Annotated in this window: 10 protein-coding genes, 3 tRNA genes and 2 pseudogenes; 2 read left to right on the forward strand and 13 right to left on the reverse strand. The window is 45.1% G+C overall.

Translation table 11 applies throughout. The annotated features are described in order from the left end of the window. Positions 1-2: 2 nt before the first annotated feature. The 8 genes from asnB to feoB all read right to left on the reverse strand — a co-directional run bounded on the left by asnB (position 3) and on the right by feoB (position 12,687). Positions 3-1,673 carry an asparagine synthase B gene (gene asnB / locus BQ7489_RS15405; protein ID WP_072532235.1) on the reverse strand — a complete coding sequence of 557 codons (1,671 nt, stop codon included), beginning with the start codon at positions 1,671-1,673 and terminating at the stop codon, positions 3-5. A gap of 61 nt (positions 1,674-1,734) precedes the next feature. Continuing rightward, positions 1,735-3,078 carry a glutamate synthase subunit beta gene (locus BQ7489_RS15410; protein ID WP_072531797.1) on the reverse strand — a complete coding sequence of 448 codons (1,344 nt, stop codon included), beginning with the start codon at positions 3,076-3,078 and terminating at the stop codon, positions 1,735-1,737. Positions 3,079-3,113: 35 nt separating this feature from the next. Beyond that, a complete protein-coding gene (gene gltB / locus BQ7489_RS15415) occupies positions 3,114-7,631 on the reverse strand; it encodes a glutamate synthase large subunit (RefSeq protein ID WP_072531798.1) in 4,518 nt (1,505 codons plus the stop codon). Between the two features lie 369 nt (positions 7,632-8,000). After that, positions 8,001-8,073, reverse strand: a tRNA-Lys gene (locus BQ7489_RS15420). A gap of 17 nt (positions 8,074-8,090) precedes the next feature. Further along, positions 8,091-8,162: transfer RNA gene (locus BQ7489_RS15425), tRNA-Cys, on the reverse strand. 306 nt (positions 8,163-8,468) lie between these two features. Further along, a complete protein-coding gene (locus tag BQ7489_RS15435; protein ID WP_072532236.1) occupies positions 8,469-9,722 on the reverse strand; it encodes a glycoside hydrolase family 88/105 protein in 1,254 nt (417 codons plus the stop codon). Between the two features lie 126 nt (positions 9,723-9,848). Next, positions 9,849-9,920 (reverse strand) — tRNA-Cys (locus tag BQ7489_RS15440). 286 nt (positions 9,921-10,206) lie between these two features. Continuing rightward, positions 10,207-12,687 (reverse strand): ferrous iron transport protein B, encoded by a 2,481-nt coding sequence (feoB, locus tag BQ7489_RS15450; protein ID WP_072531801.1) that lies wholly within the window; start codon positions 12,685-12,687, stop codon positions 10,207-10,209. Positions 12,688-12,907: 220 nt separating this feature from the next. On the opposite strand from feoB, the gene tilS reads away from it, so the two are divergent. Then, entirely contained in the window at positions 12,908-14,197 is a 1,290-nt protein-coding gene (tilS, locus tag BQ7489_RS15455; protein ID WP_072531802.1) for a tRNA lysidine(34) synthetase TilS, read from the forward strand. A 231-nt stretch (positions 14,198-14,428) separates the two neighbouring features. Here the strand turns inward: tilS and BQ7489_RS15460 are convergent, their stop codons facing one another. The 4 genes from BQ7489_RS15460 to BQ7489_RS15475 are packed head-to-tail and all read right to left on the reverse strand — an operon-like array spanning position 14,429 to position 22,273. Then, the gene (locus BQ7489_RS15460) at positions 14,429-17,398 is read right to left on the reverse strand and encodes a DEAD/DEAH box helicase (RefSeq protein ID WP_072531803.1); all 2,970 of its coding nucleotides are present in this window, start codon (positions 17,396-17,398) and stop codon (positions 14,429-14,431) included. After that, positions 17,395-19,182: a phospholipase D family protein gene (locus tag BQ7489_RS15465; RefSeq protein WP_072531804.1), complete on the reverse strand. Its 1,788-nt coding sequence runs from the start codon at positions 19,180-19,182 to the stop codon at positions 17,395-17,397. Before BQ7489_RS15465 ends, BQ7489_RS15460 begins: the two co-directional genes overlap by 4 nt. After that, the gene (locus BQ7489_RS15470) at positions 19,175-20,350 is read right to left on the reverse strand and encodes a DUF6361 family protein (RefSeq protein ID WP_072531805.1); all 1,176 of its coding nucleotides are present in this window, start codon (positions 20,348-20,350) and stop codon (positions 19,175-19,177) included. The genes BQ7489_RS15465 and BQ7489_RS15470 overlap by 8 nt, the downstream gene beginning before the upstream one ends. 24 nt (positions 20,351-20,374) lie before the next feature. Continuing rightward, entirely contained in the window at positions 20,375-22,273 is a 1,899-nt protein-coding gene (locus tag BQ7489_RS15475) for a competence protein CoiA family protein (protein ID WP_072531806.1), read from the reverse strand. A gap of 460 nt (positions 22,274-22,733) precedes the next feature. Between BQ7489_RS15475 and rhuM the strand changes: the two are divergent. Further along, positions 22,734-23,339: pseudogene (gene rhuM / locus BQ7489_RS15480) on the forward strand (RhuM family protein); the annotation flags it as partial. A 291-nt stretch (positions 23,340-23,630) separates the two neighbouring features. Here the strand turns inward: rhuM and BQ7489_RS15485 are convergent. Beyond that, positions 23,631-23,801: pseudogene (locus tag BQ7489_RS15485) on the reverse strand (IS256 family transposase); the annotation flags it as partial. Positions 23,802-23,928 lie beyond the last annotated feature (127 nt).

The following is a 23,928-nucleotide window of genomic DNA, read 5'->3' on the forward strand; positions in this document are numbered from 1 at the left end:
TTTTATTTTTGGTATGCCTCTTCGTGGACTCCTGCAACGGCACGTCCGCTCGGTTCGTTCATGTTCTTGAACGATTCGTCCCATGCCAGTGCTTCGGCGGTAGAGCAGGCTACGCTCGGTACGCTCGGTACACTTTTGGCTGCACTTTCACTGGGGAAGTATTCCTCGAAAATTGTACGATAGTAATATTCTTCCTTGTTACGCGGTGTATTGATCGGGAAGCGTTCGGCGGCGTGAGCCATATCTTCATCCGATACCTGCTGTGACGTGATTTCTTTCAGTGTATCGATCCAGCTGTATCCTACACCGTCACTGAACTGTTCCTTCTGGCGCCAAGCCACACTCGCAGGCAGCAGGTCGGCAAACGCTTCACGCACGATTTTCTTTTCGATGGTCTTTCCCGGACACATCTTGGCTTCCGGATTCAGGCGCATGGCCACGTCAAGGAATTCCTTGTCGAGGAATGGCACACGTCCTTCCACGCCCCATGCAGCCAGTGACTTGTTGGCGCGAAGGCAGTCGTACAGATACAGTTTCGACAGTTTCCGTACCGTTTCTTCATGGAATGCTCTGGCATTCGGAGCCTTATGGAAATACAAGTATCCGCCGAACACTTCATCGGCACCTTCACCGCTCAATACCATCTTGATACCCATGCTTTTGATGACACGGGCCAGCAGGTACATCGGGGTAGAGGCACGTACGGTGGTGACATCATAGGTCTCGATAAAATAGATCACATCGCGTACGGCATCCAGACCTTCCTGGATGGTATAGTTTATTTCATGATGGATGGTTCCGATGTGTTGGGCCACTTCACGCGCCTTCACCAGGTCGGGAGCACCTTTCAGTCCGATGGCGAAAGAATGGAGCTGAGGCCACCATGCGTCCTTCTTCCCGTCCGATTCGATACGGCGGGCGGCGTATTTCTTTGCGATAGCCGAAATTACGGAGCTGTCCAGACCGCCAGAAAGCAGTACCCCGTAGGGGACATCACTCATCAGCTGGCGTTTTACCGCAGCTTCCAGGGCATCGTGCAGTTCCTGTACCGATGCAGGGTTGTCTTTTACGGCATCATATTCAAACCAGTCGCGGGTATACCAGCGGGTCATCTTGCCTTCCTTGCTTGAGTAGTAATGTCCCGGAAGGAACGGTTCGTAGCTGTCGCAGAAACCTTCGAGGGCTTTCAGTTCACTGGCACAATATACTTTTCCGTCCTTGTCATACCCTATATACAGAGGAATGACACCGATAGGGTCGCGCGCGATAAGGAACTCATCCTTTTCCTCGTCATAAAGTGCGAAGGCGAAGATACCGTTCAGGTCTTCCAGAAAATTGATTCCTTTGTCACGGTAAAGGGCAAGTATCACTTCACAGTCGCTTCCGGTCTGGAACTCGTATTTATCTTTATATTGTTTACGGATGTCACGGTGGTTGTAGATTTCACCGTTTACGGCCAGAATCTGTTTCCTGTCGGGCGAATACAAAGGCTGTCCGCCGCTTTCCGGGTCTACGATAGACAGACGTTCGTGGGCGAGGATAGCCGATTTTCCACAATAGATACCGCTCCAGTCCGGTCCGCGGTGACGGATCTTCTTGGCCATTGCAAGAGCCTTGTTACGTAATTCGGGCTTCTGCTCTTTTATATTGAATATAGCTGCTATTCCACACATAAGTATTTTGTATTTGTAAGCCGATGCTCCAATGAGCATCGGCTTGGTTGTTCTTTATAACTTATAACGATTTCAGATAGTTGTCGATGTCTGCCGCAGCCTTACGTCCGCCGGCTATACATTTCACTACCAGGCTGGCACCGGTTGCCGCATCCCCAGCCACGAATACGTTCTTGGGGAATTCGGGAAGCTGCTGTTTCAGGAATCCCATGGCCAGCAGTACCAGGTCGGCCTTCAATATTTCCTTTTTTCCTGTAGGTTTCATGGTAGGGCGGCTGCCTTCTGCTGCCGGAATCCATTCCACTTCTTCCACTTCCACACCGCACACATGACCGTTCTTTCCGATGAACTTGTTCGAATTGAGGCTCCAGCGCCGGATACATCCTTCTTCGTGGCTGGAACTGGTCTTCAATACGAGGGGCCATTGCGGCCACGGAGTTGCCGGATTATAGCCTACAGGCGGTTTCGGCATGATTTCAATCTGGGTTACACTTGCGGCACCCTGGCGGTTACTTGTTCCTATACAGTCGCTTCCGGTATCACCTCCACCGATAACGAGCACGTGCTTTCCCTTGGCAGTGATACGTTCGTCCTTCGAGAAGGTCTGTCCTGCCAGTACCCGGTTCTGCTGGGCCAGCATTTCCATTGCGAAATGGATTCCCTGCAGTTCCCGGCCCGGAATCTGAAGGTCGCGGGCCTGTGGGGTACCTGTACAGATGCAGTATGCGTCGAAACCTTCCGGCAACTTGTTGTAGTCGACCGGTGTGCTTGGCTTGAATACGATGCCTTCCTCTTCCATCAGTTTCAGACGGCGGTCTATGATGCTTTTGTTCAGCTTGAAGTTCGGAATACCGAAACGTAACAGTCCGCCTATGTATTCGTCCTTCTCAAATACGGTAACCGCATATCCTTTGTGGTTGAGCTGGTTCGCTGCAGCCAGTCCGGCCGGTCCGGAACCGATCACTGCAACCTTCTTTCCGTTGCGGTGGTATTCCTTAGGAATGACGAAACCTTCACGGAAAGCGGCTTCGATAATGGCAGCCTCGTTCTCGCGGATGGTTACCGGTGAGTCGATGGTGAGTTTCAGAACACAACTTTTTTCACAGAGAGCCGGACAGATACGGCCGGTAAACTCCGGAAAGTCGTTGGTCATGGTCAATATTTCATAAGCTTCTTTCCAATGTCCTTTGTATACGGCGTCCTGGAATTCTGGAGGACGGTTAGATATCGGACATGCCCAGTGGCAGAACGGGACACCGCAGTCCATACAACGCGAAGCCTGCAATTTGCGGTCGCTGGTATTCAGAGTCTGTTCCACTTCGCCGAAATCGGCTATACGGTCGTGTACCGGACGGTATCCTGCTTCCTGGCGAGGTACAGTTAAGAATGCTTTTGGATTTCCCATATATATAGTCTAATTTTTCTAGGTTGATGATTCGGTTAATAATCTCTCTGAACTTCTGCGATCTTCTGTTGCAGCTTGCGCATCTGTTCTTCTGCCAGAACTTTCTTGTATTCGATAGGAGTTACCTGGATGAATTCATCTACGTAACGTCCCCAGTTGTCGAGCATGGTACGTGCCAGCTGTGAACCTGTATACAGGTAGTGTTGGCGTATCAGTTCATGCAGCTCTTTGCGGGCCGTAGAATCTTCGAGCAGTGAAAGCTCTACCATTTCCATGTTACAGAAGTAGTCGAAGTTATGGTTCTTGTCCCATACATAAGCTACACCGCCACTCATACCTGCGGCAAAGTTTCGTCCGGTTTCTCCCAGTACTACGACGCGGCCTCCGGTCATGTATTCACAGCAGTGGTCGCCTACACCTTCCACTACGGCGATAGCTCCCGAGTTACGTACGGCAAAACGTTCACCGGCACGGCCGTTGATGTAGACTTCACCTCCGGTGGCTCCGTAAAGCAGTGTGTTACCTACAATGGTGTTCTTTTCGGCATCGAAGTTACTGCGTACAGGCGGCTGTACGGAGATATGTCCGCCGCTCAGACCCTTGCCCAGGTAGTCGTTTGCCTCACCTTCCAGCTTGAAGCTGATTCCGTGTGTAAGGAATGCTCCGAAGCTTTGTCCGGCAGAGCCCTTGAACTTCACGTTGATGCTTTGGTCGGGCAGACCTTCGTGTCCGTAACGGGCAGCTACGGCACCCGAAAGCATTGCACCTACCGAACGGTCGGTATTCGAAATGGCGTATTCCAGTGAAACCTCCTTCTTGTTTTCCAAAGCTTCTTTGGCAGCCTCAATGATGCTTACGTCCTTTACGAATTCGATATCGTGGTGCTGTTTGGTTACATTATGCAGAGCCGAACCGTTGTCAACCTTATGCAGGATGCGTTCGAAGTCAAGCAGGGAAGCTTTGGTTCCGAACGGAGCCTTCTTGATTTCAATCAGGTCTGTACGGCCTACAATGTCTTCCAGACGGGTGAATCCCATATCAGCCAGGTATTCACGTACTTCCTGTGCCAGGAAGCGGAAGTAGTTGACTACATATTGATAATGGCCGCGGAAATGTTCACGCAGTTTCGGATCCTGTGTAGCTACACCCACCGGGCAGGTATTGGCATGGCATTTACGCATCATGACGCAACCCAGTACGATAAGTACGGTAGTTCCGAATCCGAATTCTTCGGCACCCAGCAGAGCCATACTGATGATGTCACGTCCGGTCTTCAACTGTCCGTCGGTCTGCAGGCGTACCTGTCCACGCAGTCCGTTCAGAACCAGTGTCTGCTGTGTTTCGCTCAGACCTATTTCAGGAGAGATTCCGGCATATCGCATGGACGATGCGGGTGATGCACCTGTACCGCCTTCGGCTCCTGAAATCACAATCAGGTCGGCTTTGGCCTTGGCTACACCGGCAGCGATGGTTCCGATACCGCTCTCGGCTACCAGCTTCACGCTGATCATTGCCTTCGGGTTCACGTTCTTCAGGTCGAAGATGAGCTGTGCCAGGTCTTCGATTGAATAGATATCGTGATGAGGCGGAGGTGAAATCAGTGAGATACCCGGAATGGAGTGACGTGTCTTTGCGATGATCTGGTTTACCTTGAAGCCCGGCAGCTGACCTCCTTCACCCGGCTTCGCACCCTGTGCCACCTTGATCTGGAGCTCTTCTGCGTTCACCAGGTATTCGGTCGTTACGCCGAAACGTCCTGATGCGATCTGCTTGGTCTTGCTGCATAGTGAGATTCCGTCGAATGTCTCGTGGAAACGTTCAGAGTCTTCACCGCCTTCACCGGTGTTGCTGCGTGTGCCCAGTTTGTTCATCGCCAGTGCCAGCGCTTCATGCGCTTCCTTGCTGATGGCACCGAATGACATTGCACCGGTCACGAAATGTTTTACGATGCTCTCTACCGGTTCTACCTGGTCTATTGAAATCGGGTTCCGTTTGAATCCGAAGAAGTCACGCAGGAATATCGGACTTTCCTTTTCATCGACCGAACGGCTGAACTCCTTGAATTTCGCATAGTTGCCGAGCCGTGTAGCCAACTGCAGCTTGCTGATGGTTTCCGGGTTCCATGCATGTTTCTCACCGTCTTTGCGGTAAGAGAACTGTCCGATGTTCGGCAACAGGTCGTCCATTTCTTCCGGATCGAAGCCCAGATCATGGAACTTGATATAGTCTTTGGCAATTTCTTCCAGACGGATACCTCCGATGGTGGAAGTCGGGGTGCCGAAATATGCTTTCAGCAGTTCTTCGCTCAGGCCTACAGCCTCAAAGATTTTGGCTCCGCGGTATGAACGGATCGTACTGATACCCATTTTACTCATTATCTTATACAGACCCTTGCATACAGCCTTGATATAATTCTTCTCGGCCGTTTCGTAGTTCATCTGTACATCGCCTTTCTTTACCAGATCGTCCAGGATGGCAAATACCATGTACGGATTGATGGCGCTGGCACCATATCCCAGCAGCAGGGCGGCATGCATCACTTCACGTATTTCACCGCTTTCCACTACCAGAGCGGTCTGTACACGTTTCTGTACAGATATGAGGTGATGGTGTACGGCACTTACCGCCAGCAGTGACGGGATGGCTGCATGATCCTTGTCGATACCTCTATCGGAAAGGATGATATAGTTTACACCGTCGTTTACCGACTGTTCCGCCTTCTGGCAAAGGTCGGTCAAGGCTTCCTGAAGTCCTGCTTTTCCGCGTTTCACTTCAAACAGGGTAGGAAGTTTTACGGTATTGAATCCTTTATAACGGATGTTACATAAGATATCCAGTTCGCCGTTGGTCAGGATAGGATAGGGCAGACGTACCATCTTGCAGTGCTTTTCGCTCGGAATCAGGATGTTGGTACCTACCGCACCGATGTATTCGGTAAGTGACATGACCAGCTCCTCACGTATCGGGTCAATGGCGGGATTGGTTACCTGGGCAAATTGCTGACGGAAGTAGTTGAACAGGAGCTGAGGCTGGTCTGAGAGTACAGCCAGCGGAGTGTCGTTACCCATTGATGCCGTCGGTTCGGCTCCGTTTGTACACATCGGTGTCAATGTCCGTTCAATATCTTCACGTGTAAATCCGAAAGCACGAAGTTTGCGCTCGAAATCAGATACAGTATTAGGAACCTTACGTCCGCTTTTCAGTGTATTCAGCTCAATGCGGTTGGTCGACAGCCATTGGCGGTACGGACGAGCTGAGGCAAGTTGTTCTTTCAGTTCCCCGTCATAATAGATACGTCCTTCCTGTGTATCGATCAGCAGGATTTTTCCCGGTTGCAGGCGTCCCTTTTCCTTGATGCTTTCGGGCTCGAAGTTGATGACTCCGGCTTCGCTGGCTACCACCATCATGTCATTACGTGTGATAAGGTAGCGTGCCGGACGTAATCCGTTACGGTCGAGCATACCTCCTGCATAACGGCCGTCGCTGAACAGCAAGGCAGCAGGTCCGTCCCACGGTTCTATCAGGATAGAATGATATTCATAAAATGCCTTCAGGTCTTCACTTATCGGATTCTTGTCGTTGAATGATTCGGGCACCAGCATGGCCATGGCATGCGGAAGGCTCAATCCCGACATGACGAAGAATTCCAGAACATTATCAAGTGAAGCACTGTCACTCATACCCGGCTGGATAATAGGCCGGATGTCTTTGATGTTTCCCAGTGTAGGGGTTGACAGTACGCTTTCACGTGCATCCATCCAGGCACGGTTACCACGGATGGTATTGATTTCGCCATTGTGTGCCAGCAGGCGGAAAGGCTGTGCCAGACTCCAGGTCGGGAAGGTGTTCGTACTGAAACGTGAGTGTACGATAGCCAGTCCGCTGGTGAAGTAAGGCTGGGTAAGGTCGGTGAAGTATTCACGCACCTGTACTGACGAAAGCATACCTTTATAGATAATGTTCTTGCTTGAAAGCGAAACAATGTAGAAATCTTTATGGTTGACCCGTTTCTCTATCTTTTTACGTATAATATATAATGTACGTTCCAGGTTCTCCGTATCGGTGGATCCTGTAATGAATACCTGGCGGATGGCCGGTTCCGTTTCGGCCGCACTCTTACCAAGTATGGAAGAATTTACAGGAACTGTACGCAGATGCATCAGAGAGAGACCTTCACGCTCAATCTCTTCTATCATGATGCTGAGGATATGGCTCTGTTCCTTCTCATCTTTCGGAAGGAAAACCAATCCTGTACCATATTTACCCTTTTCTGGAACCGGAATTCCTTGTAAAAGGATGAACTCATGGGGAATCTGCAGCATGATTCCGGCACCGTCGCCGGTCTTGTTGTCGGCTCCTTCGGCACCACGGTGTTTCATGTTTTCCAGTACCTTCAGAGCAGCGTCTACAAGCTCATGCGATTTGTTACCATGTATGTTTACAATCATTCCTACCCCACAAGCGTCATGCTCATTTTCCGGAGAATAGAGGCCGGTTTGTTGCCCGTGTTCTACGTTGGCAATGTCTTCTTTGATAAAAATACCCTCTTTCATTGGCGTTTGCTTACTTTTTATTGTTATTCTGTAGTAATCATTTTCTAATTGCTTACAAAAGTAATAAAAGAACTGCCAATTCGTTTTATAATTTCTGCCTTTTCTATTCTAAAAAATGACATAAAAAGCTTGTGATTACAATCTGGGTATTTTTTAGATAATTATGTTTTGATTTATTATTTAATGGCCGTATTTTCCTTACGGATTGATATGTGCTAAAAATAAAAAACAGATTTTTCTCTATATTCTTTTGGAATAGCAGACCGGATTTTACAGACATATTGTAAACGGATATCTCAAAAATGCTTCCTTTTTGTATGAAATGGAGGAAATGGCAAATAAAAAAGGGAGTCTTAAACTCCCTTTTTGTACACCCTCAGGGATTCGAACCCTGGACCCACTGATTAAGAGTCAGTTGCTCTACCAACTGAGCTAAGAGTGCATTGCTGTTTTTTTTTGAGGTTCCTGGCGGATTCGAACCGCCGTACACGGTTTTGCAGACCGCTGACTAAGCCACTCATCCAAGGAACCGTTGTTCTTGACAACTGTTTTTCTCAATTGCGATGCAAAGGTAAGACTTATTTTTGAATCTGCAATATCTGGGAGGATAAAATTTGATGTTTTTCTGCTCTTTTTCGGACATGCAAGTGCCTCTGCAAGCCTTTCTGGACGGGAAAAACGGAGGTAAGTCGATAGAAATCAGAAGCAAAGTGGCAAATGTGGAAACCGGGTCCGGTATCTGTCCCGGAAAAGGAAAAAAGCTTCATAAACCGTTTTTTTCTGTATGGAGCGGTTCATGAAGCTTTTTCCGGGGTTGCCGTTATATGACGCCTTCGGTTATTTGTTCTTCAGTTCATATTCCAGACTTGCCATGATGAACGGGCCGATGGCTTTTCCTTCATTATTTACGATGGTAACGTCCTTACCGCACAGGTAATAGTCGGCACTGCCGTCGCGCGACGGGTCTTTGGCCGGTCCCAGGCCTGCCGAGCGGCAGCTCTGGTTCAGATTGATGGTTCCATCTTCATTTTTTGTGACGAATGTCTTCAGCAGACCTTGGTATGCTTTTTCAGCAACCCCGGCAAAACTGTCCGGGAGTATACCCAGGCGTATTCCTTTCAGGTATGCGTAAGTGAACATGCTCGATGCCGATGATTCCAGGTAGTTGGCTATGCCGCATTTGCTTTTGTACGAGTCGTCGTATTGCAGCAGTTGGTACCACGTACCGCTTTCCTTGTCCTGCCAGCGTTCCAGCCCTTTGGCCACCTGGAGGGTTATCTGTTTCAGTTCGGCATAGTCGGGGTGTGATTGGGGCATGTCTTCCAGTACATCTACCAGCGCTGCGAAGTACCATCCCATGGCGCGTCCCCAGAATTCCTTGGAGCAGCCTTTGAACGGTTCCGTCTTGTTTGCCCAGAATGAATTGGCGTCGTCCGGATCGTACGACCATGCGTGGTAGTTCAGCTGCTTATCCTTGTCATAAGTATGGCGGTTCACACTCTTGAACTGGTTGGCTATATCGCTCCATGCCCCGGCATTGTCCGGGTCGAACTCACCCTGCCATTCGGCATAGAAAGCCGCTCCCATGTACAGTCCGTCCAGCCACATCTGGTTAGGGTAGATGTCTTTGTGGAAGAAACAGCCTTTGGCGTCGCCGCTTTGGATACGTGAATATTCATTTACCAGGTAGTTATGCAGGTAGTCGGCCGCTTTCTTGTAGCGGTCGGCGTTGTGGGTGCCGTTTTTTTCGTCCAGCGCCTTTTCATGTTTATATAGGGCGAAGAGCACCTTGCCCGAGTTGATATTGTCTATGTTCCCTTTCTTGAAGTTCTTGAAAGTCCCGTCCGGGTTGATGGCATTGTCGGCGTATGCTTTGGCCCATTCGTAATACCGGGTAGTCCAGTCGGCATATTGATATTGTTCACACAGGTTCAGGAGAGATTTGGCTACCAGTCCGTTTACATAGTCCCAGTTTTTGCCGTGAGTCCATTGTTTGCCTTGTGAATCGGCCATTTCCTGCGAGTAGCGGGTTTGTGCTCCGGCCGTGAGTGATGCCATGAACAGACATACGCTTAAAAATAGAGTTTTCATGGTTGAATAAAAGATTATAGAGTTATTATAAAATAATTGGTTTCGGTTTCTGGCGTTGAATATACGAAAAAACCGGCAAATGCAAACAAAAAAGGCCGGCTGATTCATCAGCCGACCTTTTCTAGGAGGTTCCTGGCGGATTCGAACCGCCGTACACGGTTTTGCAGACCGCTGACTAAGCCACTCATCCAAGGAACCGTTTTTCCTGTTTGACGGACAACCGTCCGCCTTATTGCGTTGCAAAGGTAATACTAATTTTTAAATGTGCAATACCTTCTGTTAATTTTTTCCTCCACCACATTCCGGGCATTGCGTTTTCTTGCCATGCGGGCATCCGGGGCATCCGCTGCAACAGCATGAATGTGAAGAAGATTTCTTACCGAATGATCTGAAAATGTTTTTCCCTGCATAGACTATGCAGAGAAAAACAATCAGATATACCATGATGTTTTGTATGTCCATATATTCTTATACCATTATATTATTATAAAAACAGTCGTCCTGTCTGATAAACCACAAAGGTAACTATCCAGGCCAGTATGGTGGTATAGGCTGCCGTAAATATGGCCCATTTCCATCCGCCGGATTCATTCTTGATGGCGGCAATCGTGGCGATGCACGGGAAATAGATGAGTACGAACAGCATGTAGCAGAAGGCCACCAGCGGCGTTATCGGGATTCTTTCGGCCAGGTTTACGCTTTCCACATCTTCATCATTCGTATACAGTACACTTAGTGTACTGACCACCAGCTCTTTAGCTCCGATTCCGGAAAGGATACCGATTCCCATTTTCCAGTCGAAGCCCAGCGGTTCGATGACCGGTTCGATGGCTTTACCTATTTTCCCGATGTAGGAGTTTTCCTGCTGTTCGGCAGGTGTAGCATATGCGTCATGATTCGGGTAGTATCCCAGGAACCAGATGATGATGGAAGCTATCATAATGATTCCTCCCATCTTTTTCAGGTATTGGGCACCTTTCTCCCACGTGTGACGGAGTACCGATTTTGCCGTAGGCATACGGTATGGCGGCAGTTCCATAACGAAAGGAGTGTCGTCTCCCTTTACGATGAATTTGGAGAAGATGCGCGCCATGAGTACAGCCAGCAGGATTCCGATGGCATAGATGGAAAGCAGTACCAGACTTGCGTGGTTAGGGAAGAACGCGCCTATCAGCACCAGGTAGATAGGAAGCCGCGCACTGCACGATATCAGCGGAGTGACCAGCATGGTTACCAGTCTCGACTTGCGGCTTTCCACTATACGTGATGCCATAATAGCCGGAACGTTACATCCGAATCCCATAATCAGCGGAATGAACGATTTGCCGTGAAGCCCCATCTTGTGCATGATCTTGTCCATGATGAAGGCCGCCCGCGCCATGTATCCCGAGTCTTCCATGAAAGAGATGAACACATACAGCAGCAGGATGTTGGGCAGGAACACGATTACACCGCCCACACCGCCTATGATACCGTCGGCTATCATGTCTTTCAGCGCCCCTTCGGGCATGTAGGTATGTACCAGGTTTCCTATTTCTCCTACTATCCAGTCAATCCAGTCCTGCGGATAGGCCCCCAGTATAAAGGTACACTGGAACATGAGGTAAAGGAATACAAAGAAGATAGGGTATCCCCAGATCTTGTGGGTCACGATGCTGTCTACAATCCGGGTAAACATTTCCGTATCGTGGTTGTTGTTCGTGAACGTTTCCTGCAGCGCTCCCGAAATGAAGCCGTATTTGGCGTCGGTGATGGCCTGTTCACTGTCTTCGTTTGTGACCAGCCGGATGCGTTCGGCTTCACGCTGCTTTATTTCCATGATTTTGGCGGCGTTCGGCAGCGTTGAGATTACGTTTTCTTCAATGTCCTTGTCGTTTTCCAGCAGCTTGATGGCCAGGAAACGGGTGGAATATTTGTGTCGGATCTGTTCGTTCTTGCCGATTTCAAGCTTGATGGCGTCAATGCTGCGTTCCAGTTCCGGTCCGTGGTTGATGTGGATATGCCGTATGAAATATCCTCCTCCCTGATTCAGATGGTCCTCGGCATGGGTACCGTATTTATGGTCGGATACATACTTGTCATGCCACTCACGGTATTCTTTCATCGCCTCGTTCTTGATGCTGTCTTTCTGTCCGAAGAAATCGGCACCTTCATACAGGCTGATGATGACATGGAACAGTTCGTCAATACCTTTGCCGTTACGGCTTATTGTAGGGACTATAGGCACACCCAGCAGTTCTCCCAGCTTGATGTGGTCCAGCTTGTTGCCGCTGTGTTCCAGCGCGTCGTACATGTTCAGTGCAATCACCATCCGCACGTTCATGTCAATCAGCTGGGTAGTGAGGTAGAGGTTCCTTTCCAGGTTTCCTGCATCTACTACGTTGATGATCACATCCGGCGTTTCGTCGATGATGTGCTTCCGCACGTACAGTTCTTCGGGGCTGTAGGCCGAGAGCGAATAGGTTCCGGGAAGGTCGATCAGGCGGAAATGGTAACCCTGGAATTCAAAGTCGCCTGCCTTGGCGTCGACCGTTACACCGCTGTAGTTTCCCACATGCTCGTGTCCGCCCGAGGCGATGTTGAACAGTGAGGTCTTTCCGCAGTTAGGATTACCCACCAGCGCCACGTTGATGGTACGGCGCTTGCCCTGGGCTATTTCTTTCATCTGTTCTTCCGAAACCGGTATGTCTTCCGAAATAGGGGTGTGGAATTGGGTTTCTCCCAGCACTTCGCGCGCTTCTTCCTCGCTTACCACTTCAATCATTTCGGCTTCCTGGCGGCGGAGGGAGATTTCATATCCCATAATCTTGTATTTGATAGGGTCCTTCAGGGGGGCGTTCAGCACCACTTCAACGGTCTTTCCTTTGATGAAGCCCATTTCAACGATACGCCGACGGAAACCTCCATGTCCCATCACTTTTATTATTACACCTTTTTCTCCGGTCTTTAAATCTGATAACTTCATGGTTTTCTATCTAATTTTGTCGCAAAGATATAAGAATAGGGCCTAGTTTGCAAGTTATTTAGACCGTTTTTAAATAAAACGGAAACCGGTATGCTAATTTAGAATGATGGAAATATTCAAACTGTTGTTTTTCAGTATTTTATAATTTAAGCTACCGATGCGTCGGGTAATTTTCTAAATTGTCGGGCCGCACTGCCGATGAATTTCGTATCTTTGCGTCATGTTCAGAAGGAAAGTCATACGGTTTATAGAAGAGAAAAAGATGTTTTCTTTTTCGGACAAGGTACTGGTGGCCTTGAGTGGGGGAGCCGATTCGGTTGCCTTGCTGCGGGTCTTGCTGCAGGCCGGTTATACCTGTGTGGCCGCCCACTGTAATTTCCATCTGCGTGGTGAGGAGTCTTGCCGTGACGAAGCCTTTGTCCGGGACTTGTGCGGACGGTTGCAGGTACCTCTGCATGTCACTCATTTCGATACGGAAGGCTATGCGTCTGTCCATGGCGTGTCTATCGAGATGGCTGCCCGTGAACTGCGTTACGCCTGGTTTGAAGAAGTGAGGACAGCCGAAAAGGCGAAGGTAGTGGCGGTGGCCCATCACCGTGACGACAGTGTGGAGACTTTTCTGTTGAATCTGGTGCGCGGTACAGGGATCAACGGGCTGAAGGGCATGATGGCGGTCAACGGGACAGTGGTCCGTCCGTTGCTTGAAGTGAGCCGGAAAGAGATACTGGAATACCTGCAGGCTTTGGGGCAGGATTATATGACCGACAGCACCAACCTGGCCGATGAATTTACCCGTAACAAGCTGAGGCTGGACGTGATTCCGCTGCTGGAAGAGATAAACCCTTCCGTTCCGGAAGCCATATCCGAAACGGCCCGCAGGCTGGCCGATGTGGAACGGGTGTATCGTAAGGGCGTATCCGAAGCCTGTGCAAGGGTGACTACCGGTGAAGGGAAATACAGCATTGCCGGAATCTTGTCGGAGGTTTCGCCGCAGGCAGTCCTGTTCGAACTCTTGCATCCTTATGGTTTCAACGCCTCCCAACTGAAAGACATCGGCAGGAGCCTGGAGACAGAATCGGGACGGCGGTTCTATTCGGACGGTTATGTCCTGCTGCGCGACCGGGATTCCCTGTTGCTGAGAAGGAAGGAAGAACTGCAGGCTGTAAAGACATTCCGTCTGTGCAGTTCGGTGATGTTACGCGGAGCCGGATTCGAACTTCCGAAAGATCCGCAGACGGCCTATCTGGACGCCGATGCCGTAAAAGGGGAGCTGACGTTACGCCGGTGGGAGTCGGGCGACCGTTTTGTACCCTTTGGAATGAAAGGTTTCAAGAAGGTGCGCGATTACCTGCGCGACCGCAAGTTTTCACTGTTCGAAAAAGAAAACCAGTATGTGGTGTGCGAAGGAGAGAATATCGTATGGCTGGTCAATGAACGGACGGACAACCGTTACCGGGTGACGGACAATACACGTAGGATACTGGTTCTGAGAGTTTCGGAAGGTGAGTGATCCGTCCCTGTTTTTCCCGTTTCAGAAAAGAACAAGGTCTTTTCTGAAATTACCTTGAATTTCTCTTTGAAATACCTTGTTCTTTTCTGTCAGATTCCTTGTTCTTTTTCTTGACATACCTTGATCTTTTTTGGGAAAGATCTTGAATTTTTGTAAAGCTTGATGAAATCCGGCTAGGGGTGTGTTGTTTAACTTTTGAATGAATTTGAATGAATGGGTAATGTAATATTGTTAAATCAATAATTCTTTATTGTATGGACACAAATCAATTGTCAGTTCTTTGAGTTGTTCATTCGAGAGATGCATATTTTTCAAAAGATTCAACAGTTCTTCCTGGCGTGGCTGCCCCAGTGTCATGCGATACAAAGCAAGTACCTTGATGAGATGCTCGTATTTATATCGGTCGCGGCTGAGCGGGTAAAGCGGAACAATGCGCTCAATATATTCCAATTTAGCCTGTTGTTCTTCCGTTAGTTCTGCAACAGGCAGGCACCAATAAGGAACAATATCCGAATGTGTACCTTTCAAATTTGAATAGGCCATAGAGAACAGTTCATCCCAAGTATGATAAGTTTCACTGCCATACAATTTTACCACATTCCTGCGAATAGCCAAGCACTTAAAACGGTTGATACGACCTTCTCGTTGTTCCAGGTCTACAGGATTGGAAGGTAGGTTCCAGTGAACAATTTTTCTGGCATACCAATGAAAATCAAGACCTTCCTGGCCGATAGAGGTTGTGGAAAGCAGGAATGGACGGAAAGGAGAGTTGAATGCCTTACGGATATTGGTGGTACGTGCGACAGATTTGTCTGTGACTGTCTTATCAATAAATGGGATAGCAAAGTGGCAACGCATCAGTTGTTTTTTCTCTTCCTTACCCAAAGAATCAGTGGTGTCTATGCTGAGATTGCTTGTGCCGATAATGGCATCTGTGACTACTTGTCCCAGTTTCTTATCCTCTGTTTGTGTCATGTGCAGATATTCATCGAGTACAGCCTGCAGATTCCCCATCGCACAATAATCAAGGACTGATTCGTAATAATCATCATCGTTCTTTTTATTGTATATCAAGTCTATCACAGCTGCACTTTCAGGCTTGTTGAATACAGAGACTACTGCTTTGGCCACCATCTGGGCATCTTCTTCATTGCCAGATTGCCGATAAGCACATACCGCCGGTGAAGCGATGGCAATGTCCGTCATCACATCCAATGCATTTGAAGGTACATACAAGCCGGTCAAATCTTCTACTGGCTTTCCATCCAGTATTTTCATGAGCGTAAGAACAAGTCTGGCGTTGTTTCGCCCTTGTTGTGGAAGGGTACGTATAAGTGAATTCCGCACAAATTCTTCTTGAATTCTCTGTTTGATAATTTTCCGGATTGAGGAAAGTTTCTCTCCATAAAATGTGGCAGGAGAGAAAATATCGGCTAAGGTTCGGCAAGGATACTCCAATATTCCGTCGGCTCTTAAACGATTCTCACCGTAACGGTTCTTCTTTTGAGAGGTATAGCGTATCTCTGGTTCTGTTTTCTTTAATTCTCCAAAAGTATATAACTCCGAATAATATGACATCATGATGGAAATCATTCTCGGTACCATTTCCCATGAAGAGAATAGGATAATCTTGGAGAAGTTGCGGGCTTCGTTACTCTCGAACACACCTCCGGCTTTATAGTATGGATTGGAGGCAGGAACCCAAAGTAACAACTGTGCTTTCTTCTCATGACGTGCTCCAAATACGAGGTCGTGGAGATACTTTAATTTCCCATTGGCAGCAGGGATGGGACGATAATTGTTGATGGCATACCTCGATAGAAGCAATGCGTCTATTTTCCCATATCTTTTTACATCTGAATGTGATAATGCCGAAACAATTCGCTTCTTCAGTTCGTATTTATCCATAAAGGACAACAAATAGGGGGAAGATTTGACGTATTCCATGGGAAGATTTCCCAAACGTACTCTCGTATTTTCATGACTCAGACAATCCATCAGATGCTGGCCCTCCGCAAACGAAAGGATATCTTCCGTCATGACCTGCACATCACTTACGCGGGAATCGTCTATAATGCCACTGTTGAACCGTTCCGTACGGCACATCACTTCATACAGAGCCTCTTCCGCTTCGTTCTTGGCAGACACAAGTGGTGTCAAATTAACCACATCCGTGCGTTTCAGTGCAGCAGAATAGGTGTGCCATATCAACTTGAACCGGTCGGTTTTATCCTTTGTGGCATACAGGAAGTCCATTACTTTCATAAAGTCCTGATAATGCTCGTCATTCCCATTCGTGTTCAGCTCCTCAAGGGTGGAATAAGGTTTGTAGGGCGTAGCGGAAAGCAGCAGAATCTTTGTATTGGAGCGCTTGTCATCAAAGAACTTGTTGGCTAGCATGGATTGCTCGTCATTGCCTTGTTCAAGCAGTGAATTGAAGCGTTGAAACTCATCCATGATGACCAGGTCTGGATCGAGCATATCTATACTGATTTCTGCGAAAATACGACGCAGCTTGTTAATCATGTCTGCCCGCTGACGATTGTCACAACCATTCTGTGCATACTCAATCAGTTGATTGATGATACTGTCTGACAAAATAGTCTGTAACTTACTATGCATCTCACAAAGATAATCATCTCCGCATCCTTTGATTTTTTCGTTATAAATGTTCGTAAGCTCCTGCCAGTTTTTTACTTTACAGCTAAGAAAATCACTGATAACTTCCTTATACCCTTTGAATTGAGTCAGTCCGCATAAGATATCACACATCAAGGCACGTTCATTGGCCGTTCCTTGCGCACTGTAGAAACGGAAGGAAGTGGAAGGAGTCAGCGGAATGATTGATTCAGGCATTTCTCCTTGTTCATGCTGTTCTGCAATCCGTTTCTCAGCCAATTTGATATAAAGATGCTGCATTGACAGACGACTCTCACTGATGCTCATCCGATTTTCAACCCCTAATTTTTCAATGTTCTGGTCGGCTATGTTGGCATTCGAACAGATATAAACCACCTTAAAGAAGTCATCCTTTTCCTGCTTGTGCCATTCACGGACCAGTTTGATGACTTGTTTGGCCACGAACGTTTTGCCTAGTCCCACTTCATCAGCGAGCAATACCCGACGGTGGCCTAATTCTTTATAGATATGCAGGATACGATTTGCGGTGGCACGCTGAAAATCTTTTACTTCCTGACTCATAAGCGTTTGATTTGTTTAAGAACGTTTTCAAATGTGTTATACATCTCCATGAAATGGTCCGGGATGACCGTCTCGTCTGCTTTCTCAACAATTTGCCGGATAGAAGCGATACGGTCAGGATCTTTATAGGCCATTTTCACCATGTCCTCATAAAGTGAGGTGCTGATTTGCTGTTCCAGAGAGGACGTGTTATCATTGGCCAGCTCCTTTTCCAGTTGCTGGCTTTCCAATATATACGGTTCCACCTCATCTGTCAGCATGAATGCCAAATAGTTGATGAACTTTCCTTTCGTATTGATAAAGGAACGGAATATCGCTTTGTCCCGTTCTTCGACTGGTATTCCTTCCGTCTGTATTTTTATCAGACGGCGCAAGTCCCCAATCCGTATTGTATAGAATTCTGTCAATGAATCCAGTGGTATCTCTTTAAATGTCAAGTCGTCAGTCAAAATTTGTTCTTTACCATCACATCCTAAAGGACAAAGAAAAACAGGCTCCGAAGGTATCCTGTGAGTCAGGCATTGAATGGTAATAGTATAGCCTCCGTCATCAGACGTAACTTGTGCCTGCTGAATGGCCGAAATCGCACGACGCAACATCAATTCGTTGGTGACATCCTCTTTTCCACCGTCTTCCTCTGGTACCGAAATGACCTGCTCGAACATACATTCCTTACTGTCGTTAATCAGTTCACTTCGGTATTTTTCATACGAGGATTTGTAAGGGGCGAACTTCAGGTGCAGCAAAAACTCCACATTCCGTCCGAATCCATTCATGGTGGCATTGGTAGAACCGAGATACAGATGATTATAACTAAGATTGCCTTCGTACCGGCGTACGAAATACACTTTCTCGTGCAAGTCGACAGCCACATCTTTTTCCACCTTGTCGGTCAGTACTTCCTTAGGAGCATAAACACCACCATTATTAAACAAGTTTATGACCTCTTGCGTAACCGAAGCATGTCGTGTGATGAGTGTCTTTTTAGCACCTGGACTGCAACTGACCATCTGATTCAAGATATTCTTGTCCACGAAGGGGGAGATGACCAGCATTTCTACCGCATGATTCAGCATACTTTGTTCAAAGCACTTTGTATATCCGTCATATCCAGGTATCCCCATAGGGAAAAACTCGTAATCCTCAAAAGGAGAATCGGTAAGGTCAAATCGTTCAATGCTGTCAATGTCCTTACAGAGTGAACGCATATTTTTACGGATAGTACGGTTATAGGCTTTTGCGATTAACCATGTGAGGAAGTCTACAAGCGGTGCATGCTTGACTTGCGCTTCTCGGGTGGCCGGTTTGGCACCGATTTTACCAATAAGTTCACATACCACGTCCAGGTCGTTGGAACCGGTAAGGTTACGGGAAAGGACAATCAGTTTGATTTGCTGGGCACCGGTGTCTGGGTTCGTTTCTTTGATGATCCATACTTTAGGATGAAAATTGACGAAACCACCCCCTTTTGCTTGCAGTGTTATCTGTACAACGCTCTGCTCCAGGAGTGAATACACTTTGGAATTGGCCTGCGGTACCGACATACATCCGGCATTGCAGAAAACGGCAAACTTGCCAGCCGATTGATTGATCGTCTCCAGTATCAGGTGAGGAGAGCGCATGGCCGTTTCCGTCAAATCGGTCATCGTACCCAACATAAAAGGGACCGACAATAGGGAAGGCATGTCCAGACTGTAGGTAGTACAAACCGCATAATCTATCACAAAACCATCGCTTTGCAACACATCCGTATAGACAATGTCATTCCATAATGCATCAGCCATTGACCGCCTCCTTTCTTAATTCCTCGGCAAAGGTCTTTACCGTTTCCCATCGGTAGGTGAGTTTATAGTAGTGTATGCGGTTCTTCTTGTCGTAAATATATGCAGGATTTCCTATTTTTCTGCGATTTCCCTTTACTCTTCGTTCCCGGTTGATAATCAACTGATCCAAACCTCCATTTTCTTCAATGTCATTGGCTGCAATGCGTTCCGCAATCTCTTTGCAGAACCATTTTCCACTGTTCTCCCGTATACTTACGGCATTCAGTACTTCGTCTATATCTGTACCACTATTCCGGTATTCTTCGAGTTTCTCCAGAAACTTAGTTCGCATTTCTTCATCCTGATATTTTGAATAGATATAGTTATATCGGATGTGTACCATATATATAAAATCAGCGAAACGTCGGGCCAGGTCTTGCAGTTCTCCAATCTCCTGCGGCAACTGGCGGGAGGGAATCTGTTCAAAACTATCGGCTATCACAAAGTCAGGATGATCTACGATGTAACGTAATAAGGTACCTTGACATGTTTCTGCGTTCAGAATGTGGTCCACAATGAAGTCTTTATCCTCTACGGTCAGGTCTAATGTACATTTCTGGGTAAAATCATAATCCACATTAGGGAAAGCGCAGAACTGGAACAAGCCAGACTTCTCATCTGCATCATCATTCGTATCTTCGTCATCTGTCTTGGTTACCTTAGGCCCATTGTACAAGGCCTTTGAAGTGGAATAGATTAATTCATATAACTGTGGACTGCGTAAGATGCCAAAAGTCTGCAACCCTGAATTGTAGATGTATGCCGGATCATATTTTACATAATTGTTTGTATTTTTACCAATCATTTCTCGTCCTGTAATACCTGGAGTATTATTTCCTTCACAAAGATTCTTTGTCATGATGCGTTCCAGCCGGATAATTTCCGCTTTCACCTCCGACAAACGGTTATATCGTTTTTCAGTAGCCTTGCGATAGAGTTGCGGCATGAGCGAGAAATATTTCATGTGCTTTTGCAGGGTAGATATTCCGGGAAACATACGGTCTGCAAAAGCATCACGGATACGGCCAATGCCGAGTTCGTCGAGGGCTACAGATTCTGAAGTCATTTTCAATACCTGCATGACCCGAGTTTGCTCCTCTCGATTGCTGTGTATATATCCTAGTTTCATAAAATTTCTAACTGTGTTACAAATCTAATTATTTTTCTTGTAAAGGTAGTCTATTTTATAAAACTCGCCATTTCTTCCTTCTTTTATCAGTAAACATTCCTGATGCTTTGATTCTTTCCATTTACCATATAAATCAATTCTTAATACAATAGTTGACATATCCTTGATAGGAGATTCATTATTAAAACATAGTTGAATATAAATAGGGCACATTACTTTATTGTTATTGAATATTTTTAATAGAATATTTCCTTTAATATCGTTTCTCTTGCAGTTATTGTATAAAGGTTTTAAGGCTATTACTTCATTATTAAATCTTTCTATAAAGATGTTTTTAGTGTTGAATTCTTTTGTTAAAAAAAGAATGACATCTTTTTTATAATCAGACAGGCGTTGTGAAATTTGATTTATTTTTTTTAAAGTATCAATATTATAAGTGCTTTCTAAATTTATTTCAGGCTTATTTTCTCGTTTGTGTGTATTAATATTGTGATAATAAATCTTACTATTTCTATAAAGTTTTATGATGCCCTTAAAAATAAATTGATATAAATCATTTTTGTCGTTGATTTTTATGCATATTGCTTTATTCGAATTATCAATAGGAAAATAAAAATTCGCCTCAATACAATATATAAACAATGGAGGTCTGCTGATTTTTGTTGAATGATATAGTTTCAGACAATGTACATATTCTTTTATTTTTAAAGCTTCAGACTTGTTATAATAATTACTTGTATTTATATCTCTGTCAGCTATTTTAATAAATAAATTCTTTTTTCTGAACGAATCTTCTAATTTGGATATACAATCCTTTAAAACATTGTTGATATTTTTTGTATATAAAGATTTTAGATCAATATTGTTGAATAATTCTACTTGGTTTTGAATAATTCTAATTCCATATTTAGATATGGAACTAACTAAACTCTGATAATTAATCTTATTGATTTTATAAGATTCACATTGATATGCATATAAGGAATTAGGATTTTTAGGTGTATTATCTTTCTTATATCTTAAGCATAATGGATAATTTCCATAATAACTTTTAATACATTTGTAATGTTGGCAAATAGAGCAATCTCTGATATTATATCCTAAAAAAGAAGCATAAAGTAGAAATGAGTTGACATTCATTTGATTCTTGTACACTGAAATTTCTAATAATGCTTTATTGTACTTTTTTAGATCTATATCATTACAAGTCCCTTCACTAATATAATTAGCGTAATGTTTACCTGATGCATATAATGCATATTTTTGAAAAGGATAGTTTATTTCTAATGGTTCATATACTTTTATAGGATGGATATTGTATGTCTTTCTGTTTGATTTGATTATCTCTTTAATGTTTTGGATATCTTCTTCTTTTTTGATGGATATTTCAATAATAGGTAATTTTGAATTAATTTTATCTTCAGAACACTCATGAGTTACAAAGACTTCTATTAATAATGGCTTATACTTATTATTACTGTTTTCCAATAATATATCAGCTTTGAAGCCCTTTACTTGTTTTTCTACAGTGCACAAATCATAACGGTCTTTTAAATTTATAAGTATTTCTCTATTTTGGCTACAACAATTTTCATCTAATGAAAAATAACAGTTTCGAATAGAGGAACATATAACTTTTTCAGTCATATTGATATTGACAGTTGTATCATTGTCGAATATTTCTTTAATCTTATATTTCGCTAGATTATGTAAATATGTTTCACAACTACAAGATGTACTGTCTGTACTGATTTTATGAGAAAAATGATGTTGTCTTTTATTCCCCAGTTTTGCAATAAGCTCTTTCCCACATGAAATACAGTAGTATTTTGAGTTAGTCTTATTACTTTTATTTATAGCTGAAATATCAATTATGTTTTTTTTACTATCAAAGGCATATCTATATTTAATAGCTTGTTCCATTATGAAATATTTTCTGAAGCGTTTTTTACTTTTAATTCGTATTTTTACAAATATAATTACTTACTTTATAAAGTTATATAGTTTTAATAATATCTTTAATATATGAATCATATTTATAAATTTTAGTATTTGTGATTTTCTGAAATGTGAAAAATATAATGAACAATTAATTAGAAATTAGAATAAGTTAAGTTTTATATTTTAGTATACTTGAAATATGAGATTGATATCAATTCTCTAGTTATGACATTATGGATAGACCTCATATCAGAAATATATGGGTAAATTAAAAAAGAATGGACATAAAAATATAAATATCTCGTCGGCCTAAATTGACAGACCTTAACGATGCCGTTACATACAGTGCTATTGTTGAACAACTGAACGCCCTGAATTTGTCTTTTGATTGGAGCGAGGAAGAGTCAATGAAGAATATTAAGGTGATCTAATACGATGAGGTATGGAAGTAAAAAAGATCACTATTTACATGTCAAGCGATGGACGAACAAAAATAGACGTCAGGCTGGAAGATGATTGTGGCTTACGCAGCAACAGATTGCTGAACTATATCAGACGTCGAGAATCAATGTAGTGGAACACATCAAGCATATTTACGAAGAGCAGGAGCTAGAAGAAAATTTAACCTGTCGGAATTTCCGACAGGTTCTTACCGAAGGTTCCAGACAGGTAGAAAGAGAGATGCCATTTTATAATCTGGACATGATCATCTCATTGGGATACAGAATTAAATCGCGTATAGTTACCAATTTTCGCCAATGGGCTACCCAGCGGTTGAAAGAATACATGATTAAAGGTTTTACACTAGATGATGAACTGGGTGGAGATAGTTACTGGAAGGAGCTTTTGGAACGTATCAGAGATATTCGTACCACGGAAAAAGTATTTTATCGTCAGGTGTTGGAAATATATGCAACAAGTATCGACTATGACCCTAGAGCTTCTGTATCACAGGAATTCTTCAAGAAAGTACAGAATAAGATACACTATGCCATTCGGACATACAGCTACTGAACTTATTGTGGAGCGTGATGATGCTGAAAAAGACTCATCCATAGCCGTTGGGATGTGTCTTGAGTATTCCTCATGTAACAGCTGGATAGTCAGATAACAGGTCTGGCAAGATCCTCAACATAATCTAGCAATAATTCGTCCAGTTCAGTTTTCTGATCCGATGGTTGGGAGATTGGAGATTGTAGCAGGCTGCGGATGGCTATGTATATATAAATTTGGTAGTGTAAAATAAACTGTGTCACGCATTATTTCCTATTAGGAAACTCATCGGTCGGGGAACGGCCAGCGCCAAGGGGCGGGACCACCCGTCCCGACGAGCGTAAAATTACAATAATTTAAACCGGTCTCCAAACTTTATGGCGAGTTGCTGTGAGATTGTAGCCCAATTGGCAAGTGGCATGGTCCACTTCTTCCGTATATTACGGTATGCAAGATAAACCAGTTTCTCAAGGGCCGTATCCGACGGGAACACGCCCTTGTTCTTCGTTACCTTACGTGATAGTATCGGTCAAACGGTACCATCGTAGCGCACGAATCGGTACCATCATAGCGGAGGAACCGGTACCGCTATAGCGGAGGAATCGGTACCATTGTAGCGCTTGAATCGGTACCAAGAAAATCAT

The organism is Bacteroides ilei (assembly GCF_900128495.1).
In the GTDB taxonomy this organism is placed as follows: Bacteria; Bacteroidota; Bacteroidia; order Bacteroidales; family Bacteroidaceae; genus Phocaeicola; species Phocaeicola ilei.

Excerpts from the sequence above, each read along its gene's own strand:
- asnB (WP_072532235.1), bottom strand. The coding sequence starts at position 1,673 with ATGTGTGGAATAGCAGCTATATTCAATATAAAAGAGCAGAAGCCCGAA.
- BQ7489_RS15410 (WP_072531797.1), bottom strand. The coding sequence starts at position 3,078 with ATGGGAAATCCAAAAGCATTCTTAACTGTACCTCGCCAGGAAGCAGGA.
- gltB (WP_072531798.1), bottom strand. The coding sequence starts at position 7,631 with ATGAAAGAGGGTATTTTTATCAAAGAAGACATTGCCAACGTAGAACAC.
- BQ7489_RS15435 (WP_072532236.1), bottom strand. The coding sequence starts at position 9,722 with ATGAAAACTCTATTTTTAAGCGTATGTCTGTTCATGGCATCACTCACG.
- feoB (WP_072531801.1), bottom strand. The coding sequence starts at position 12,687 with ATGAAGTTATCAGATTTAAAGACCGGAGAAAAAGGTGTAATAATAAAA.
- tilS (WP_072531802.1), top strand. The coding sequence starts at position 12,908 with ATGTTCAGAAGGAAAGTCATACGGTTTATAGAAGAGAAAAAGATGTTT.
- BQ7489_RS15460 (WP_072531803.1), bottom strand. The coding sequence starts at position 17,398 with ATGAGTCAGGAAGTAAAAGATTTTCAGCGTGCCACCGCAAATCGTATC.
- BQ7489_RS15465 (WP_072531804.1), bottom strand. The coding sequence starts at position 19,182 with ATGGCTGATGCATTATGGAATGACATTGTCTATACGGATGTGTTGCAA.
- BQ7489_RS15470 (WP_072531805.1), bottom strand. The coding sequence starts at position 20,350 with ATGAAACTAGGATATATACACAGCAATCGAGAGGAGCAAACTCGGGTC.
- BQ7489_RS15475 (WP_072531806.1), bottom strand. The coding sequence starts at position 22,273 with ATGGAACAAGCTATTAAATATAGATATGCCTTTGATAGTAAAAAAAAC.